The sequence below is a fragment of the Tenacibaculum sp. ZH5_bin.1 genome (genome assembly GCF_042865525.1).
Classification (GTDB): domain Bacteria; phylum Bacteroidota; class Bacteroidia; order Flavobacteriales; family Flavobacteriaceae; genus Polaribacter; species Polaribacter mesophilus.
Window position 1 is genome coordinate 46,484 of sequence record NZ_JBEGIO010000007.1, and the last position, 17,183, is coordinate 63,666.

21 protein-coding genes are annotated in these 17,183 nt (G+C 29.3%); 9 read left to right on the top strand and 12 right to left on the bottom strand.

What is annotated here, in order from left to right:
* Nucleotides 1-74: 74 nt before the first annotated feature.
* The 4 genes from ABHQ57_RS14880 to ABHQ57_RS14895 are packed head-to-tail and all read left to right on the top strand — an operon-like array spanning nt 75 to nt 2,995.
* On the top strand, nt 75-575 hold the full coding sequence (locus tag ABHQ57_RS14880) for a GNAT family N-acetyltransferase (RefSeq protein ID WP_167714131.1): 501 nt from the start codon (nt 75-77) through the stop codon (nt 573-575).
* The gene (locus ABHQ57_RS14885) at nt 572-892 is read left to right on the top strand and encodes an antibiotic biosynthesis monooxygenase (RefSeq protein WP_047790470.1); all 321 of its coding nucleotides are present in this window, start codon (nt 572-574) and stop codon (nt 890-892) included. The genes ABHQ57_RS14880 and ABHQ57_RS14885 overlap by 4 nt, the downstream gene beginning before the upstream one ends.
* A gap of 2 nt (nt 893-894) precedes the next feature.
* Complete coding sequence (locus tag ABHQ57_RS14890; protein ID WP_047790469.1) at nt 895-1,407, top strand: DUF4442 domain-containing protein; 513 nt, start codon at nt 895-897, stop codon at nt 1,405-1,407.
* Nucleotides 1,364-2,995 carry an ABC transporter substrate-binding protein gene (locus tag ABHQ57_RS14895; RefSeq protein ID WP_389864118.1) on the top strand — a complete coding sequence of 544 codons (1,632 nt, stop codon included), beginning with the start codon at nt 1,364-1,366 and terminating at the stop codon, nt 2,993-2,995. The genes ABHQ57_RS14890 and ABHQ57_RS14895 overlap by 44 nt, the downstream gene beginning before the upstream one ends.
* Here the strand turns inward: ABHQ57_RS14895 and ABHQ57_RS14900 are convergent.
* The 5 genes from ABHQ57_RS14900 to ABHQ57_RS14920 form a co-directional block, all read right to left on the bottom strand.
* Nucleotides 2,992-3,726, bottom strand: coding sequence for a YggS family pyridoxal phosphate-dependent enzyme (locus ABHQ57_RS14900; RefSeq protein ID WP_167714129.1), 735 nt, complete (start codon nt 3,724-3,726; stop codon nt 2,992-2,994). The two genes, ABHQ57_RS14895 and ABHQ57_RS14900, sit on opposite strands and share 4 nt — an antisense overlap.
* Complete coding sequence (locus ABHQ57_RS14905; protein ID WP_073184822.1) at nt 3,701-4,444, bottom strand: AAA family ATPase; 744 nt, start codon at nt 4,442-4,444, stop codon at nt 3,701-3,703. Before ABHQ57_RS14905 ends, ABHQ57_RS14900 begins: the two co-directional genes overlap by 26 nt.
* Before the next feature lie 93 nt (nt 4,445-4,537).
* Nucleotides 4,538-5,140, bottom strand: coding sequence for a MarR family winged helix-turn-helix transcriptional regulator (locus ABHQ57_RS14910; protein ID WP_073184824.1), 603 nt, complete (start codon nt 5,138-5,140; stop codon nt 4,538-4,540).
* The gene (locus tag ABHQ57_RS14915) at nt 5,140-5,403 is read right to left on the bottom strand and encodes a DUF2024 family protein (protein WP_047790466.1); all 264 of its coding nucleotides are present in this window, start codon (nt 5,401-5,403) and stop codon (nt 5,140-5,142) included. Before ABHQ57_RS14915 ends, ABHQ57_RS14910 begins: the two co-directional genes overlap by 1 nt.
* Before the next feature lie 68 nt (nt 5,404-5,471).
* Nucleotides 5,472-5,705 (bottom strand): thioredoxin family protein, encoded by a 234-nt coding sequence (locus tag ABHQ57_RS14920; protein WP_167714128.1) that lies wholly within the window; start codon nt 5,703-5,705, stop codon nt 5,472-5,474.
* Between the two features lie 201 nt (nt 5,706-5,906).
* Here ABHQ57_RS14920 and ABHQ57_RS14925 point away from each other — a divergent pair, with 201 nt between their 5' ends.
* From ABHQ57_RS14925 to ABHQ57_RS14945, 5 genes are all read left to right on the top strand, one after another.
* Nucleotides 5,907-7,787: a sensor histidine kinase gene (locus tag ABHQ57_RS14925; protein ID WP_167714127.1), complete on the top strand. Its 1,881-nt coding sequence runs from the start codon at nt 5,907-5,909 to the stop codon at nt 7,785-7,787.
* Nucleotides 7,788-7,790: 3 nt separating this feature from the next.
* Entirely contained in the window at nt 7,791-8,435 is a 645-nt protein-coding gene (locus ABHQ57_RS14930) for a response regulator transcription factor (protein ID WP_159616241.1), read from the top strand.
* Between the two features lie 108 nt (nt 8,436-8,543).
* Entirely contained in the window at nt 8,544-8,885 is a 342-nt protein-coding gene (locus ABHQ57_RS14935) for a zinc-ribbon domain-containing protein (RefSeq protein ID WP_047790462.1), read from the top strand.
* Between the two features lie 37 nt (nt 8,886-8,922).
* Complete coding sequence (locus tag ABHQ57_RS14940; RefSeq protein WP_047790461.1) at nt 8,923-9,342, top strand: hypothetical protein; 420 nt, start codon at nt 8,923-8,925, stop codon at nt 9,340-9,342.
* A gap of 165 nt (nt 9,343-9,507) precedes the next feature.
* Nucleotides 9,508-10,050 carry a hypothetical protein gene (locus ABHQ57_RS14945; protein ID WP_159494575.1) on the top strand — a complete coding sequence of 181 codons (543 nt, stop codon included), beginning with the start codon at nt 9,508-9,510 and terminating at the stop codon, nt 10,048-10,050.
* Here ABHQ57_RS14945 and ABHQ57_RS14950 read toward each other — a convergent pair.
* From ABHQ57_RS14950 to ABHQ57_RS14980, 7 genes are all read right to left on the bottom strand, one after another.
* Entirely contained in the window at nt 10,047-11,042 is a 996-nt protein-coding gene (locus ABHQ57_RS14950) for a hypothetical protein (protein ID WP_167714126.1), read from the bottom strand. The genes ABHQ57_RS14945 and ABHQ57_RS14950 overlap by 4 nt on opposite strands.
* Nucleotides 11,043-11,064: 22 nt before the next feature.
* Entirely contained in the window at nt 11,065-11,790 is a 726-nt protein-coding gene (locus ABHQ57_RS14955) for an aspartyl/asparaginyl beta-hydroxylase domain-containing protein (protein ID WP_167714125.1), read from the bottom strand.
* Nucleotides 11,791-11,947: 157 nt separating this feature from the next.
* Nucleotides 11,948-12,700: a hypothetical protein gene (locus tag ABHQ57_RS14960; RefSeq protein ID WP_167714124.1), complete on the bottom strand. Its 753-nt coding sequence runs from the start codon at nt 12,698-12,700 to the stop codon at nt 11,948-11,950.
* 149 nt (nt 12,701-12,849) lie between these two features.
* Nucleotides 12,850-13,950, bottom strand: coding sequence for an AraC family transcriptional regulator (locus tag ABHQ57_RS14965; protein ID WP_073184837.1), 1,101 nt, complete (start codon nt 13,948-13,950; stop codon nt 12,850-12,852).
* Nucleotides 13,951-14,080: 130 nt separating this feature from the next.
* Nucleotides 14,081-15,226, bottom strand: a complete 1,146-nt coding sequence (locus ABHQ57_RS14970; RefSeq protein ID WP_159494571.1) for a geranylgeranyl reductase family protein — start codon at nt 15,224-15,226, stop codon at nt 14,081-14,083.
* A 55-nt stretch (nt 15,227-15,281) separates the two neighbouring features.
* Nucleotides 15,282-16,295 carry an endonuclease/exonuclease/phosphatase family protein gene (locus tag ABHQ57_RS14975; protein ID WP_167714123.1) on the bottom strand — a complete coding sequence of 338 codons (1,014 nt, stop codon included), beginning with the start codon at nt 16,293-16,295 and terminating at the stop codon, nt 15,282-15,284.
* Nucleotides 16,296-17,156: a rhomboid family intramembrane serine protease gene (locus ABHQ57_RS14980; RefSeq protein ID WP_167714122.1), complete on the bottom strand. Its 861-nt coding sequence runs from the start codon at nt 17,154-17,156 to the stop codon at nt 16,296-16,298.
* Nucleotides 17,157-17,183: the final 27 nt, after the last annotated feature.

The window sequence follows — 17,183 nt, forward strand, 5'->3', positions numbered from 1 at the left end:
TAGAAGTTCGTATAGTTTATTTAATCTACGACTGCTTAAAGCAGTTTTGGGTTTGCAAAAGTACGATAATATTCATGATTTTTGAAACGAAAAGATTACTTATTCGAAAGCTTCAAGTTGTTGATATAGAACCTTTTTATGAGCTAGAAAGCAATCCGAAAGTATTGCAATACGCCACTGGGGAACCTAAAGATTTAGAAGAAAGTAAAGAGGATTTAGAACAGCTTATAGCACGATACACTAATAAAGAAAATGATTTTTGGATATATGCCATAGAACGTAAGTCAGACAATAATTTTGTAGGCACGGTTGCTTTGGTAAAAGATGAAGAAGGAAATGATGAAATAGGATATCGGTTTATAGAACGATACTGGGGAAATGGTTTTGCAACTGAACTTTGTGAAGGATTAATACAGTACTGTAAATCCATAGGAATGAAAAAACTTATAGGGTGTGTGGTGGATAAAAATGTTGCTTCCGCTAAAATATTAGAACGATTCAACTTTGTTGCGATAGAGAAATTTATAAGTGACGATATTGGTCTACCAGAAACAAAATATGAACTAATTTTATGATAGTAGATAATTTAAAACCTCCATATTACGCAGTAATTTTCACGACAACTCTTTCAGATGATACAGAAGGATATTATGAGATGGCTGAAAAAATGGACAATTTAGCTAAAGAACAAGATGGGTATTTAGGTGTTGAGTCGACAAGGAGCAATGTAGGCATTACGGTTTCTTATTGGGAAAGTTTAGATGCTATTGTAAAATGGAAAAATAATGTTGAGCATACTGAAGCTAGAAATAAAGGAAGAGAAAGGTGGTATAAAAAATATCAACTACGTATATGTAAAGTAGAACGAGAGTATGGTTTTGAAAAAGGATAGGTATGTACGCAACAATTTCTAATTTTTTAAAAAGGTTTTTTAAACAAAGTACTATTTTTAAGTATGGATTCAATATTTCTCCCATGTATAGAAGATCTACTGGGAAAATAAATTATGTTTCTGAAGATTTGTTAAAAGCGCAAGTAAAAATTCCTATTACTTATAAGAATAAGAATTACGTAGGATCTATTTTTGGAGGGAGTTTATTTTCTGCAACCGATCCTATTTTTATGATTCAGTTAATAAATATTCTTGGAGATACTTATGTAGTTTGGGATAAAGCTGCAACAATATTATTTAAAAGACCTGTAAAGCAAGACGCTTATGTAGATTTTATTTTTTCTGAAGATGAAATAAAACAAATAAAAAAGCAGGTTAAAAATGAACAGGAAATCAATTTAATAAAAGATATTAAAATAACGAACCAAGATAAAACTGTTGTTTTTGCAGAAGTTTCTAAAACCATATACATTGCAGATAAAACCTACTATAAAAATAAACGTAAAAAGAAATAAATTAGTTGTTTTAATAGCCTTATTGTTTCTTTTTTCTTGTACTAAAAAGAAATCAAAATATACAAACAATCAGGTTTTTCGTTATAATGAGCACTCAAATATTACTTCATTAGATCCTGCTTTTGCAAAAGATCAGCGAAATATTTGGGGGGTCAACCAACTATATAACGGATTGGTAGAATTAGATGATAGTTTACAAGTACAACCTTCGATAGCAAAAAATTGGACAGTTTCTGAAGATGGAAAAACCTATCAGTTTGAGTTAAGAAATGACGTGTTATTTCATAAGCATGAATTATTTGGAAAAGATTCTACGAGAAATGTAATAGCTCAAGACTTTGAATATTCTTTTAATCGATTATTAGATAAGAATGTAGCGTCTCCAGGAGGTTGGGTATTACAAAATGTAGAAAAATTCAAAGCAGAGAACGATTCTGTCTTTACCATCAATTTAAAGCAACCTTTTCCACCTTTTTTAGGACTGCTGGCTATGAAATATTGTTCGGTTGTACCAAAAGAAGCAGTTGATTATTTTGGAAATGAATTTAGAGCAAATCCGATAGGAACAGGACCTTTTCATTTTAAACTTTGGGTTGAAAATACTAAGTTGGTATTGAGAAAAAATCCACTCTATTTTGAAAAGGATGAAAACGGAAAGTCCCTCCCATATTTAGAAGCAGTAGCGGTTACTTTTTTACCAGACAAACAAAGTGAGTTTTTACAGTTTATTCAAGGAAATATTGACTTTATGAAGAGTTTGGACGCTTCGTATAAAGATGATATTCTAAACACTGATGGAACTTTAAAAGAGAAATATGCTTCTACAATCAATATGCAAACAGGAGCGTATTTAAACACAGAATATTTAGGAATTTACTTAGATGGAGAAGAGAAACATCCAACAAAATCAAAATTGATACGACAAGCCATCAATTATGGTTTTGATAGGGAGAAGATGATTAAGTTCTTAAGAAACGGAATTGGGAGTCCTGCTACAAGTGGATTCATCCCGAAAGGATTGCCTTCATTCAATAACCAACAAGGATATTCATACAAACCTGAAGAAGCGAATAGGTTAGTAGCACAATACAAAGAAGAGACAGGAGATGAGAATCCACAAATAGCCATTACAACGAACAGCAATTATTTAGATTTGTGCGAGTTTATTCAACGCGAATTACAAAAAATAGGAGTAGCTACCAAAGTAGATGTGATTCCGCCTTCAACCTTGCGTCAAGGAAAAGCAAATGGAAAGTTGCCTATTTTTAGAGCAAGTTGGATTGCTGATTATCCCGATGCGGAAAACTATGTGTCGCTATTTTACAGCAAAAATTTTACTCCTAATGGGCCTAACTATACGCATTTTAAAAATGATTTTTTTGATACTTTGTATGAACAATCTATCAAAGAAGTAGATGTGAAAAAACGCTATAAACTATATCAAAAAATGGATAGCATTATTATTGTAGAAGCACCAATTGTACCGTTATATTACGATGAGGTAATTCGCTTTACACAGAAAAATGTTACCGGTTTAGGAATTAATCCGATTGATTTGTTAAACCTAAAAAGAGTACAGAAAAACTAAGTATTACTTTTTGTTTCGTTCCAGTAATAGCTGTCAGGATGTATTCGTTCTCCAAAAATAGCTGTTCCAACACGTACAATAGTAGCGCCTTCTTCAATAGCAATTTCTAAATCGCCACTCATTCCCATAGAGAGTTCATTCATTTCTACATTAGGAATTTGTAGTGCCTTGATTTCTTCTTGAAGTTGCTTTAAAAGTTGGAAACACTTTCGAACTTCATCTGATTCCGAGCTCAGCAAACCAATGGTCATTAATCCTTTTATATGAATATTTTTGAATTCAGATATCTTTTTTACTAATTCAATAGTTTCCTCTGGTTTAGCTCCAAACTTACTTTCTTCAAAAGACGTGTTTACTTGTATGTATACATCAATTTCTTTTTCCTCAAAAGTTAAGCGTTGATGCAATTTTTGAGCGACAGATAAGCGATCGATAGATTCAATACAACTAGCCCATTTTATAACTTCTTTAATCTTGTTACTTTGTAAATGACCTATAAAATGAACTTCAGGTTGCAGGTGTTTTATTGCATTACATTTTTGTTTTAGCTCTTGTACTTTGTTTTCACCAACTAGGTTTTCTCCTTGTTCTAAAGCAAAGTTTATTTTATCTGTATCTACCGTTTTAGTAGCTAACAATAAACGAACATCTTCTGGGTTTCTATTAGCTTTCTTACAAGCAAATTGTATTCTTTGATGAATAATGCTAAGGTTGTTTTGAATAGTATCCATTTACTAATTGATTGTTTAGTTCTTCTTTTTCAATAATTTTATTCTTTACAGCTCGAAGAGTAATGTCTTTAGCTTCTGCATACGATATATCATATATACGATTTACTTCTCTAAACTCTTCCGGGAATTGTTGCAGCAAAGTCTCATAATAGTTATCTAAATCCGATTCACTAGGTGCTTCGAATTTTAGTTTTAATTGAAAACGTCTTAAAAGAGCAGTGTCAATAACACTAGAGTGATTTGTGGCAGCAATTAATAAAACGTCATTTGGAAGTTGATCTACAAGTTGAATAATAGTATTTACCAATCGTTTCATCTCGCTAGAATCTTTGCTGTCATAATCACGAGCTTTACCTATGTAGTCAAATTCATCTAAAAATAAAACAGCGCTTTCTCTAGTAGCTTTTTTAAAAACTTCGGAAATGTTTTTAGCTGTTTCTCCTAGTTTTGAAGAAACAATGCTACCCAAATTAAGTATGATAATTTTTTTATCAAGCTTTTTGGCAATAGCCTTAGCGGTGGTAGTTTTACCACAACCAGTATGACCAAATAATAAGACTTTATTATCAACAGGCAGTTTGTATCTATCTAAAACAGCAACGTGTTTAAATTCTTTTAATAGTTGATGTAGCGTATTTTTGTTTTCATCGCTAAGATGAATTTTATCTAGTTCTATAGTTGTTTCTTTCGATTGAAGAATCAAGTTATGTATAGCCATTTTGTATTTTTTTGTCAAAAATAAAATGTTGTATGCAATAAAATAAGCTTTTTAACATACCCTTAGGAAGTATAGAGTTGATGCTTTAAAGTATTAACTCTTAAATTCATGTTCAGGACAATCAATTCTTAACTCTTTAGAGGCTAGTTTAGATTGTAAAAGTTTACAAAAATGCTCATTATTTTCATGTTGGTAAAAAGAGCAAGTATAGCACATTCTTTGAATAGTTATAACTCCTGCTTGATTTAGCTGGTATATTACTTTTAAGAGTCCTGTTAGTATGTCTTTTTTTTGATCTTCAGGTAATGAACTCAAAGGTTTTTCAATATTGAAAGTGAAGTTAGCTGATTTCTCAGCTATTTGTTTTCCTTGTTCAGTTAGACCAATAATATAACTTCTAGTATCGTTGGGGTTATGAAACTTTTGAACTAATTCTTTTTTTAATAAAACCCTAATACTATCACTAACAGTAGCTTTAGTCATGTTAAACTCTTCAGCTAAATAACTCACTTTACATTTTTCTTCAGAGTGAAATAGTAAAAAAATTAGGATTTGAATTTGGATAGGGCTTAAAGAATTCTCCTTGCTTTCGCTCCAAAGAAGTACTCTAAAAGCTTCAGAAATTCGTTCTAAAGCTACAACTATTTTACTTTCAATTTTAGTGTTTTGCTGGTTTAAGTCAAAAGGAGATTTCATTAATTACAGTTTTCCATTTCGTATATAAAATACCCTTTTTTATGTATAGCATCTTCCCATTCGGGTTTGAGTATTTCAATATGGCAAAATACACATTCTTTTGAAGATAGTTCAAGGTTTTCTAATCCTTTAGTTTTTAAATATTCCTTACCATAGTTGAAAATTATGTTAGTGTCTTTATTGCTAGAAGGCACAATAATATCAAAATGCATTATTGTATTATCTTTTTTAGTTACGTAGGTATCCCAAACAGCTGCTTTCATTTTATTATATATTTATAATATTAAAAGCTCTACAAAATTAGGAATCCTAACTTTATAGAGCAAAAAAATTATCCTTTTACTTCTTCCATTGATGCTCCAAAATTAATATGGAGAACATTACCAGTAGGAGTTACCAAAGCAGGGACAGATTTTACACCAGCATTTTCTGCTTCTAAAATTCGACTTTTGTCTTCTCCAAAATGAACTACTTCAACATTATCAGAACCAATTAAGTTAATAATGTCTTGTTCTGCGCTTACACAAACAGGGCAACCTGCGTGATAAAAAATAGATTTACTCATAATTATATTGATTTTAAATTTTGATACAAATATAGTTAGGTTTCCTAACTATAAAAAATAATTTTTGTTTTTTTTATAAAAACTGCTTCTGTTTTGGAAATGAAGAGTATATAATAAAGTTGTTAATAGTTAATTAAGAAATAAAAATGTTATGTAATTTTAGCGGTTCTTATTGTTTATAGAAAAGATTTAATAATTGAGATGAGAACAGGTTACTTAAAAAAAGAAATGAGGTTGTTATTTGCAAAACAAGTTATAATCACAGTTCTTTTGTTTTTTGCTTTAGAAGGAATGTCGCAGTCGGTGGGAGTACAAGGATTTAAGGCTTTTGGTGTAAACCCCACAATACCTAATGATTCTCTTTTTTCAAAAATAAATAAGGCAAAAGACTTCAAAGCTAAATATGATGCGACATTTGATCTTATAGAGTTTCATCGAGAAAAAGGAAATTTAGATTCCATTATATACTATGGAAATAAACTGTATACGGAAACAACTAAGAATAAATTGATAGATAAAGAAAATCATTTATCAAAGGTTTCTAGTATAGTGGCTGAAGGAAAGTTAGAAAAGGGACTTTTTGATGAAGCTTTGAAATGGTATTTTAAAGGAATAGAGCACTCAAATAATAAACCGGACGATGAATTATTTGTTAAAAATAGAATAGGATTAGGAGCTGTAAAGTATGTTAGAGGAAAAGAAGAGGAAGGAAAGGCAATTATAGAAGAATGCATTGAAAATGCTCCAAACGAAAAATTAAAACACGATGCTTTTTATGAACTAGGGTTTATTTATTATACTCAAAGAGAGTATGAGAAAGCAAAAGAAAATTATAATAAAGCTAGATTACACTACGTGGCCGAGGGGTTTGTTAAAGAAGCTTTAGAAACTGATTTGTGGCTAGGAAAAGTATTGAAAGAAGAAGGTAAAATAACAGAAGCTCTAGATGTTTGTTATTATGTTTTTAATGAGTCGTTATCTAAAGGTTTTTTTACATTGTATGCCAAGACAGGAAATACATTAGGTATTCTTTATTTAAAAGAAAAAGACTATGAAAATGCTAAAAAAATACTATCTACAGTATATATAAACTCCATACAATGGGCAAATTTAGAGATAGAAAGAAGAGCTATTTTAGGACTTCAAAACGCCTATGCTTCAACAGGAGATTATAAAAATGCACATGCTTTAATGACGCAATTAAATCGTGTTAATAATGAAATTTTAGTAAGTCAAAATAAACAGCAAGTAAATGAGCTTGAAGTACAGTATAAAACACTGGAGCAAAAGCAAGAGATTGAGCGACAAAAAACAATGAAAGCATACATACTAATAGCCTTTCTTCTTGTATTAATACCTGTACTTGCTTTATTATATGTGTACTATCAAAAGCTTCAAACACAAAGTAAACTTAATAAGACTTTAGAAGAAGTAAACCAACAAAAAATAACTACGTTGCTTAAAGACCAAGAATTAAAGTTAGTAAAAGCATCATTAGAAGGGCAGAATAATGAAAGAAAACGTATTGCCAGAGAGCTACACGATAGTATTGGAGGAAATTTAGCAACCATAAAGTTACAACTATCAAACAAGAGTAAATTAGAGGAAGAAAGCATAATTAAACAAGTAGATGAAACCTATAATCAGGTAAGAGAGTTATCTCATAATTTAATGCCTAAAAAGTTTAAAGATTCTGCTTTTACAACAATAATAACAGAATATATAAATAATGTAAAAGCGCTATCTAAAGAACAAATAACGTTACAAATCCATCCAACGGAAGAGGTAGATAAAATAAATGAGAATTTAAAAGTAGAGCTTTATAAAATAATTCAAGAATTATTAACCAATGCATTAAAACATGCGAAGGCAACACAAATAGATATTCAGCTTTCTCTGTTTAATAACACGATACAACTACTTTTTGAAGATGATGGTGTTGGATTTGATCAAGAAAAAGTAAAATATGGATTAGGATTTCAGAATTTAAAAGACAGATTAAAAACAGTTAAGGGAAATATTTTAATTAACTCTTTTCCAAGTAGAGGAACAGTGATAGATATTAATGTACCTTTAAATTAATATATGATGACTTACAATATTATTTTAGTTGACGACCATAAAATGTTTTTAGATGGGTTGGTAAATATTTTTAAAAATGAAGAAGTGTACAATATCTTGCTTACAGCAAATAATGGTGAAAATGTAATAAAGTACATAAAAACAAATCCGAATCAACATATAGATATTGTTATTAGTGATATTTCTATGCCAGATATAGACGGTATTACCTTGAACGATTATATTAAAAAAGAACGTTCAGACATCAAAACGTTAATCGTTAGCATGCATACAGATGCAGGAATGATAGATACATTAATTAAAAATAATGTAGACGGATATTTATCTAAAAATGCAACTCAATCTGAACTACTAAAAGCAGTACAAACTATTCTTGGTGGTGAAAAATACTTCTCACAATCTGTACGAGAAGCTTACATGGAAAATGTTTTTAATAAAAAAAAGGAAACGTCAATAATGTTAACAGCTAGAGAGAAAGATGTACTTAAATTAATTGCAGAAGAATATACTACACAAGAAATTGCAGATAAACTCTTTTTAAGCAAGCATACTATTGAGAGTTATAGAAAAAACTTAATATCTAAGCTTAACGTAAAAAACCTTGCAGGATTAACAAAATACGCAATAAAACTGGGCTTAGTAGAGTAGTAATTTTACCACCCCCTGAAAACAGGGTAGTAACTTTCACTAGTTTCAGTCTATTTTAAGAATCACATCTAACGCATCTTTGTACCATAATTATTAAGTAATAAAGTTATGGTCATTTTTGGATGGCGAGAAGCCAAAATAAGTATACAGCCAGTAAACAATCATAGTTGTAGTTATTGCAATACACCAGAACGTTTATTTATTCAAGTAAATAGATTGTATGTACATGTATTTTGGATTCCTGTTATTCCTTTATACAAAAAAACATATAGTATTTGTGGTCATTGTAAACTGGAAATGAGCAAAAGCCAAATGCCACCAGACTTACAACGAAAGGCGAAAGAATATAAGCAAACAAGTAAAACTCCTTGGTGGATGTTTTCGGGGCTTATCATCGTAACTTTTTTAATGCTGTTTATATTTTCTTCAGCACTTTTAATACATAAATAATAAAAATCAATATAAACCATTTAAATTTTAATCAAACATGATTTACGGAATCTCATTAGTATTTTTAAGTATTGTAGCGGTACCATCTTTAATTTTATCAAAAAAGCCTAATGCTAAAGAATTATTAGAAAAAATAGAGCCTTACCAAGGATGGATTGGTCTTATTTTCTGTATTTGGGGAATTTGGGGAATTATTTCAGCTATTTTAAACTTAGGTTGGTTAACTACAGCACCAATATGGTGGGGAACCTTTTTAGCAGGAAGCATTGTAGAAGCAGGATTAGGTTTTATGTTAGGATACGGAATGATAAACAAATTATTACTATCAAAAAATCCAGAAGCTAGAGAAAAAGCAGAAATATTGAGAGGGAAGATTGCACCGAAACAAGGAAAATTAGGATTATTAGGAATCGTTGTTGGAATATGGATGATTGTAGCTTCATTCATTTTCATATAAACTAACAAAATAAAGAAAGAGAAAACATAAAATATAACATTGTAAACGAAGGCTTAAATAAGGTAGGGGTGTGGGGTTTCTATCAAAAAATCAAAAAAAAGCCTTGTTTGCAATGTTTTTGTATAAAACTGAAATTATTTTTTAGAACAATAAAAGGTAGTTGAAATGAAAAATATAAAAAATATTCTAGGAATTATTGTAGTATGTATCTTATTAACAGGGTGTGAGAAAGAAACTCCGCAAAAGGTAGTTGAAAAAACAGTACTCAAAGCCAATTTATTAACTGTTAACTATGGCATAGGATATTTTAAACAACTTAAAGAATTACAAAAAAATGAATATTTAAAGTATTATGATAATGATGGAGAAGAATATTCCGCAACATACTCTCAATATCTTCACAAAGTAACAATACCAAACCTTGAAAGAAGTTTAAGAGACATTCAGAAGTTAGAAGTAAACGAAGATTCAAAAGATTTAATAAATGCTTCAATTGAATTGTTTGAGTTTTGTATAGACTTTTATAAAAAAGACTATGCAGAAATAGCATATATGTACGATGAAGGAAAAACTCAACAAGAAATTAATCAGTTAATAAAAGAGTTTAAAGTAAGAAGTTTTGAAGAGTTTAAAGAAAAAAACTTGGAGCTAGAAGAAGCAGCAAAAAAATATGCTGAGAAAAAAGGAGTAAACTTAAAGTTTGTTTAAATAATTTTTAACTCAAGTTTAGGATTAGAGCCAATTATATATCTAGACTTGATAGTTAAGAATCCTTTTTCGTTGTTGGAAACATCCTGAATGTACTTAGGAACAGTTAAACCACTTTCATTTATCATAAGCTTCTCATTTTTATAAATTGTAATTTCTGTCATCACCACAATTTCACTAGCTGTAGAAAGTTCTTTCTCTCTTAAAACTGTACGTTTTTCAATAAAATTTAAATTGTTTGAATTTTTTTCAAACAACCACTCACTCGAATTCAGTGCTTTTTTACTAACTTCAAAAACCTTATGATGTTCACGATAATATTTTTGTTGAATGTTAGGTTCATCGTTTTTGTATGAGCTAGTACCAATAGCTAATGTAATTTTCTCAGGAACAAAAACAGTATTTGAATTAGACTGCTTCATTAAATTATAAAAAACAGAAACTTGTTGCTCACTATCCAACGCACGTTGCATCGTCTCACTTAAAATAATATCTGGAGAAAAGTTTTTAGGGAATTTATATTTTGTAGCGTCTTGATTTATAAAGTTGATATTATGGTTTTCTAAATCTAGTTTTTTAATTGTACTTTTTAAAGTTTCAAAACTCAGAGGGTTTATCTCTAAAAGTGAGTATGTTATATTCAAATCAGCATACTTTAATATAAAAGGAAGTATAAGCGAAGCAAAAGGACCAGTACCAGCATAAAGTATATGTAATGAGTCTTTTTGATAGATCTTCTCTTGAATAGCAATATCAATTCCTTTGATAAATTTTAGAGTTCTTTCTAAATCATCAAGGCAATTAGCTGCCCATAAAGTACCTATTGCTACACCATTTTCAAGTTGAACATTATTTTGATGCTCTTCATGATTTATAGCTTCATTTGAAATTCTAAAGAGTAATTGTTTATAATCTTTTAAAGAAGAAGAATAATTAGATGTTTCATCAAAGAATTTAGAAGTAATATGTAGTAACTCTTTTTTTAAATTCATTACAAGCTATTATAAGAGTTGTTTATTTTGATGTAAGCTTTGATAACTTCTGTTCCATTTCATTAATAAGTTTTTTCGAAGCAGGTTCATTGCTACGTTTTAGCTCGTTTAGGATAAGGTGTATTGTTTCTGGTGAATCAATTTCTTCTTGTTTAGGTTGAAAACTTTCTTTTGGAGCAAGAGAGAAAAATAAAGTATCAGACCATTCGTTCCTTTCAGCATCGATAACTAAATGAATACGGTCTTCATTTCCTTTATTAGTAACTGAATGTATATAGTTTACATTCGTATACCAACATTCACCAGGTAACATTTTCAATTGTTCATTATTTAAAATAAACTCAACCTTATTATTCGTAATAATTGGAATATGTAAGCGAAAGTTGCCATCTTCATAGCCTAGTTTGTAGTCACGATGAGGTTTAATTTCTGCACCAACATTCAAACGTAATAAGCGAGCAGATGAAATAGGACATTGAAAAGAGTTGATAACCTCTCTAAAATAATTGCAATCATTCATTATCGGAGTTTCCTTAATAGTACTATTATCATTTTGAAAAGCAAAAATATTAGAAGCATCACCATTGCCAGCGTACAAAGAGATTGCTTTCCACTCACCTTGATATCCAGATGTGTTGAAATGAGGAATCCAATGTTGATTTACAACTAAAGAATAATCATGTAATAGTTTATCTGTATCAAACAGAAAAGGAAGTTTTAAAAAAGTAGTAGTTTTAATTTCTTTCACTTGTATGTGTAATTGTTCTACAGCAAGTTACTAGAAAAATTGTAGATTAAATCGTTTTTAGAATAGGTGTTTATTTTTTAGGCATAAATGAAAAAATAACGACCAGTACTAAATAACTATAATAATTATTTAGCACTAGTCAGAAAATATTTTTTAATTAAAATGCTTTATTTGTTTTAAAAGAAGCAACACTAGTTCCTCCATTTGTAACACTACCATCATTGTATTTAGCATAAGGTCTAAAGTAATAAGTGGTTTCAGGTGTTAATTCTTCAATAAATTCAGTATAAATATTTTTAAAAATATTACCAGATACATCAGTATCTAAGGCTATAGAGCTGTTAGAAAAATCTTCATTTAAACTATATTCAAAACCAATTTCTTTAGGAGATTCTTTTTCTATAGAAATTACTTCTAATTCTGGGGTAATACCTTCTGAATTTTTAAAGAATAGTTTCGGTTTGATTATCATGTTAATTGACCTACTTTCACTAGCGTCTATACTAGTGTTTATTTTAATTTCATTTCCATAGAAATATGTGTTATCACTTAGTTTAAAATAACCTCTAATATAATAAGTTGTTTCGTTTTGTAAATTGTCGACTATACCTGTAATATTGTCAGCAGGACCTGCGGCAACCACAGTATTGTTGCCATTAGGAATAGGGTTTGATGATTTTCCATATACAAATCCTCTATCAGTTACATCAGCTAAATCATTACCATCTTTAAAAGTGCCTTTTAAATATATTTTAAGAGTATTATTGTGGTTAATAAAATAATTAAAATCATTACTAGTATTGAAACTAGTTGGTATTATTTCTATTTCGTTTTCTTCACTAGAGCAGTTAGTAAGTATAATAGAGATAAATAAAAAAAATAGAGGTTTTAAAAAATGTTTAATTTTCATGTAGTTTTAATTTTTAATTTTTTGCAAAACTCAATATTTTAAATCATTTAAATATGAAAGATAAAGATATAATGAGTTCGAAAATCAGAAAATAGAACTTTAATTAACTCTTTTTTAAATGAAAGAAATAGGTTTTTATAGGTTAAATATTATAAAAAGCTATTTTTATAATTAGTAGGAGTAGTACCAGTTTCTTTCTTGAAGGCACTATAAAAAGCACTTTTACTTTTAAAACCAACCTCTAAACTAATACCTTCAATACTATAGTTTTTTGAATTATTACTTTTTAAAATTTCTATAGCTTCATTAACTCTAAAACCATTTATAAAAGTTTTAAAGTTTTTATTTGAAATTTCATTAATAACAAAAGAAATTCTTTTAGGGTGTTGATTTGTAATATTAGCTACATCAGCAATGGTTAAATCTGGATCTTTATATTTTTTATGTAAAATTATAGTTTGTTGAATATGGTTAAATAAATCTGTATCAACTTTACTTATTTTATTCTCGCTATTAAAATTGTTCTTCTTTTCAATCTTAGAGTCTTTTTGTTGAGTCAAGTTTTTAATTGTTTGTTGTTGTAGCCCATAAATACTAATCCAGTATAAAAGCCCAACATCAATTAAAATAATAAATAAATTGAGAGTTTTATTTGTTATTTCAGGTAAAAAATGAAGTGTGAGCGTAAAAAAGAGACCAATTGACATAAATGTTTTAGCCCATTGTAGCTCTTTACCTGTAGTAGAAGTGTATTGATTGTTAGTTTCTTCGGTATGTTTTTTTATAAAAGTATAAGTTTTGTAGTATATAAAAATATCATATAAATGCCCACCTATATGATTTACAAAACGAAATTCTTTTGAAAGTTTTAACTGTTCTAACCCTGATGATAAATTAAGATAAACCAATATATCTATAATTAACATTAACAAACCTGGTAATAAATAAAAATAGACTTTATTAGATTTAGGTAGTATAGAAATATTTCTTATATAAACATAAAAAAGAGGGAATAGTAGCCAAGTAAAATCAACAGGAAGATTATTTAAAAAAGAGTAATTTTTATCTAAATCTAAAAGTTTAGCTATTGGTTTGAGGTAATTTATGGAGTAAGCAAAAATAAATAACCCTAAAAGTAATGTAGGGCGATTATTTTTTTTATCCAAGTAAATTAAAAGTATACTAAATATAATTCCTTGAATAAGGCCGAGTAAATAAATTATAGGAATTAAGTAACTATCTAGATTCATAATACTGTTCTAATTAAACACAAAATTAGATATTCTTCTTTACAAATAAGAAGTGTAAATAATAGTATTTAAATTTTAAAACTGTATTGCTAATCAAAAATGATAGTAGTAGCTATAAGCAATCTCTTTGTTAATATGAAACTAAATCTTTAATTCGATTCGTAATTGTTTTTTTAATATCTTTAGGATAACTTCTATCCCCGTGAAAAACATCGGCCATCGCTTCACTAAACTGCTGACCATATTTTTTTAATACAATATTTCGGATATTCTTTTGCTCGTAAAACCATTTTGAAAGCCATAAACCAGTTTTTATTTCAGGAAGTAGGCTTTCTGATATTTTTTCTAAATATAATTTAGTAGCTAATTCAGGCTCTTTTTCACTCTCAATAATTGCTTCAGCAGCCAATTTACCACTGTAAATAGCATTAGAAATTCCTTCAGCAGTAATAGGATCAGCAAAACCAGCAGCGTCACCAATTAAAAACACATTATTTTTAACAAAACCATCTGTACGAGGAGCAACAGGAATTTGAAAACCATGTTGTGATTCGCTAACAATATTTGTAATTCCTAATGTTTTTAAGTATTCTTGATAATATTCTTTCAAGTTAATTTTAGTTCTTCTAGCAGAGGCAACCCCAATAGATAAATGCTTTTTCTTTGGGAAGTTCCAAGCATAACCGTAAGGAATAGCATCAATATCAAAACGAACTTCTTTTGATAAACGTTTAAAGTCTTCGTCAGAAACTTCTACTTCATATTCTAAAGCAGGAATTAATTTACGAGTATCTTCTTTCCACCCAGCCATTTTAGCTGTAGGACTCAAAGCACCATCGGCAGCGATAACAAAATTAGCAGTAAAATTACCTTGAGAAGTTTCAAGAGTAATAATATCATCAGAAAAAGTTAGTCCTTTTAGCTTATGGTTTTCTAGTAAAGTAGCACCAAACTCTTTTGCTTTTTGCGTGATAAGATTGTCAAAAGAATCACGCATAATCATAGAAATAGTTGGTTCTTCTCTATGCGTTTTAAAGTGAAGTTTCTCTCCCAAATAAATATCAACAGTATGAAACTCTTTTTCAACGACCTCTTTAATATCAAAAGGTAAGTTTTTGCGACCTCTAAAAACAAAACCTCCACCGCATGTTTTATAGCGTGGTAAAGTTTCTTTTTCAATAATAACTGTTGAAATTCCTTTTTGAGCTAAGTAAAAAGCTGTTGAAGCTCCTGATGGTCCGCTGCCAATAATAGCAACATGGTAATGCTGTTTCATAGTATTATTTTTAGTTCGGTTAAAAATACACTTTTATACCGAATTAAAAATTAATTTACCAATGTAAACGAGTCATAACAGGGTAGTGGTCAGATAGTTTTATGTCTCCGTAGGTTTTAAATTGATTCACAGTAGCTTTTTTATCTGTTAAAATAAAATCGATTCGCATAGGATAAATGTACCTAAAAGACTTGCCTAAACCAATTCCACATTCAATAAAAGCATCTTTTTTATCAGAAGCCAATTGTTTATAAGCCCAAGAATAAGCGGTGTTATTAAAGTCGCCACAAACAATTTTTTTACCTTTCCATGAATACTCATGCTGTTGAATTAATTCAACCTGACTTACTTGTTTTACAAAACCATTTTCTAAACGTTTAAATAAACGCTCAGAACTTTTTTCTCCAAAATTTTCTTTTTTCGGATTTAGTTTTAATGATTCTAAATGCACATTATAAACACGAACGGTGTCATCTTTTACAAGAATATCGGCAAAAATGGTGTTGTTAGCACTTTGTTTAAAATCAAGAGAACCAGAGTTTATAATTGGGTGTTTGGAATAAATAGCTAATCCAAATTTATTCGTTTTCGTTTTCGTTTTGATGTATTTATAAGGAAGTTTAATATCTAACATTTTAGAATTGTAAAATTCCTGTACAGCAATAACGTCTGGATTTTCATTATTGATGAACTCATAAATCTTTTGTTCAGTAGTAATATCTTCTTCATGTTTATAATGATTAAACAAGTGGACATTGTAGCTCATTATTTTTAAATCATCATTTAAAATTACCTCCTTATTAGAAAACTTAACTAAGGGAGTAGAAACAAACCATCCTATGGCTAAAACAAGTAATGATAAAAAAGCATTTTTATGCATTTTAATAAGCCAATACACAAAAAAAGCAATGTTTACGATAACTAAAAACGGAACAAACAACCCAAAAACAGAAAGGAAAGGAATTGTTTGTGGAGATACGTACGGAAGTGCATATGATAGCAATAAAACAGCTGCAAAAACTGAATTGATAAAGAATATAAACTTATGAGCTATCGAAAACTTTTTCATCTAATTTTTTCCTTGTTTAAATAAAAACTCTTTTTCACTTTTACTTAAAGTATCGTATCCAGATTTACTAATTTTATCTAAAATAGCGTCAACTTCTTCTTGGTTTCTAGTCTTATCAACGTTAGGTTTTGGTGTTTTATTACCAGATTTATAAACTGTTTTGAGTTTTCTTTCTTTTTTAGAAAAAAGTTTGTTTACCGATTTAAAAATGTCCAACTCCTTATTACTAGCACTACGAACATAGAAAAAGCCTAGTAGGGCACCACCTAAATGTGCTAAATGTCCACCAGCATTACCAGCAGGAATTTGAATAATATCAATAGCAACCCAAATACAAGCTAATACCCATAGTTTTACAAAACCAATTAACGGGAACTTTAATTCATAATTAGGCATGTAAGTAGCAATACCAATAAAGATAGCAGAAATACCAGCTGAAGCACCTAACAAAACACTATTATGAGCAACATTTTGTAAGGCAGGAAAAAAATTATAACTCGCAACAAAAATAATACCTCCAAAAAGTGTTCCTAGTAAATAAAAACTGAGTAATTGTTTAGGGGTAAAGTATTGTTGAAATAAATGCCCGATATAAAATAAGGCAATTAAGTTTAGTAGAATATGTAAAAAACTAGTGTGTAAAAAACCATAGGTAATAATAGTCCAAGGTTTAACAATAAAGTCATCAAAGTTAGCAGGTAACGCAAGCCATTCTACTAAAAAGTTTGTTTTTGATTGAAAAAGAAACCCAAAAGTATTGGTCACAAAAACAAGTAAGAAAACAGCTAAGTTTACGTAAATTAATTGTTCAACAATTCCAGCATGTTTGAATCTATATTTTAAGTTTTCGAGTATATTCATATTTTATGACTTCTTGAATAAAGACAA

Bases quoted from the DNA above. Each gene is read 5' to 3' on its own strand.
- ABHQ57_RS14880 (WP_167714131.1), top strand. From the start codon at position 75: ATGATTTTTGAAACGAAAAGATTACTTATTCGAAAGCTTCAAGTTGTT.
- ABHQ57_RS14885 (WP_047790470.1), top strand. From the start codon at position 572: ATGATAGTAGATAATTTAAAACCTCCATATTACGCAGTAATTTTCACG.
- ABHQ57_RS14890 (WP_047790469.1), top strand. From the start codon at position 895: ATGTACGCAACAATTTCTAATTTTTTAAAAAGGTTTTTTAAACAAAGT.
- ABHQ57_RS14900 (WP_167714129.1), bottom strand. From the start codon at position 3,726: ATGGATACTATTCAAAACAACCTTAGCATTATTCATCAAAGAATACAA.
- ABHQ57_RS14905 (WP_073184822.1), bottom strand. From the start codon at position 4,444: ATGGCTATACATAACTTGATTCTTCAATCGAAAGAAACAACTATAGAA.
- ABHQ57_RS14910 (WP_073184824.1), bottom strand. From the start codon at position 5,140: ATGAAATCTCCTTTTGACTTAAACCAGCAAAACACTAAAATTGAAAGT.
- ABHQ57_RS14915 (WP_047790466.1), bottom strand. From the start codon at position 5,403: ATGAAAGCAGCTGTTTGGGATACCTACGTAACTAAAAAAGATAATACA.
- ABHQ57_RS14920 (WP_167714128.1), bottom strand. From the start codon at position 5,705: ATGAGTAAATCTATTTTTTATCACGCAGGTTGCCCTGTTTGTGTAAGC.
- ABHQ57_RS14925 (WP_167714127.1), top strand. From the start codon at position 5,907: ATGAGAACAGGTTACTTAAAAAAAGAAATGAGGTTGTTATTTGCAAAA.
- ABHQ57_RS14930 (WP_159616241.1), top strand. From the start codon at position 7,791: ATGATGACTTACAATATTATTTTAGTTGACGACCATAAAATGTTTTTA.
- ABHQ57_RS14935 (WP_047790462.1), top strand. From the start codon at position 8,544: ATGGTCATTTTTGGATGGCGAGAAGCCAAAATAAGTATACAGCCAGTA.
- ABHQ57_RS14940 (WP_047790461.1), top strand. From the start codon at position 8,923: ATGATTTACGGAATCTCATTAGTATTTTTAAGTATTGTAGCGGTACCA.
- ABHQ57_RS14945 (WP_159494575.1), top strand. From the start codon at position 9,508: ATGAAAAATATAAAAAATATTCTAGGAATTATTGTAGTATGTATCTTA.
- ABHQ57_RS14950 (WP_167714126.1), bottom strand. From the start codon at position 11,042: ATGAATTTAAAAAAAGAGTTACTACATATTACTTCTAAATTCTTTGAT.
- ABHQ57_RS14960 (WP_167714124.1), bottom strand. From the start codon at position 12,700: ATGAAAATTAAACATTTTTTAAAACCTCTATTTTTTTTATTTATCTCT.
- ABHQ57_RS14965 (WP_073184837.1), bottom strand. From the start codon at position 13,950: ATGAATCTAGATAGTTACTTAATTCCTATAATTTATTTACTCGGCCTT.
- ABHQ57_RS14970 (WP_159494571.1), bottom strand. From the start codon at position 15,226: ATGAAACAGCATTACCATGTTGCTATTATTGGCAGCGGACCATCAGGA.
- ABHQ57_RS14975 (WP_167714123.1), bottom strand. From the start codon at position 16,295: ATGAAAAAGTTTTCGATAGCTCATAAGTTTATATTCTTTATCAATTCA.
- ABHQ57_RS14980 (WP_167714122.1), bottom strand. From the start codon at position 17,156: ATGAATATACTCGAAAACTTAAAATATAGATTCAAACATGCTGGAATT.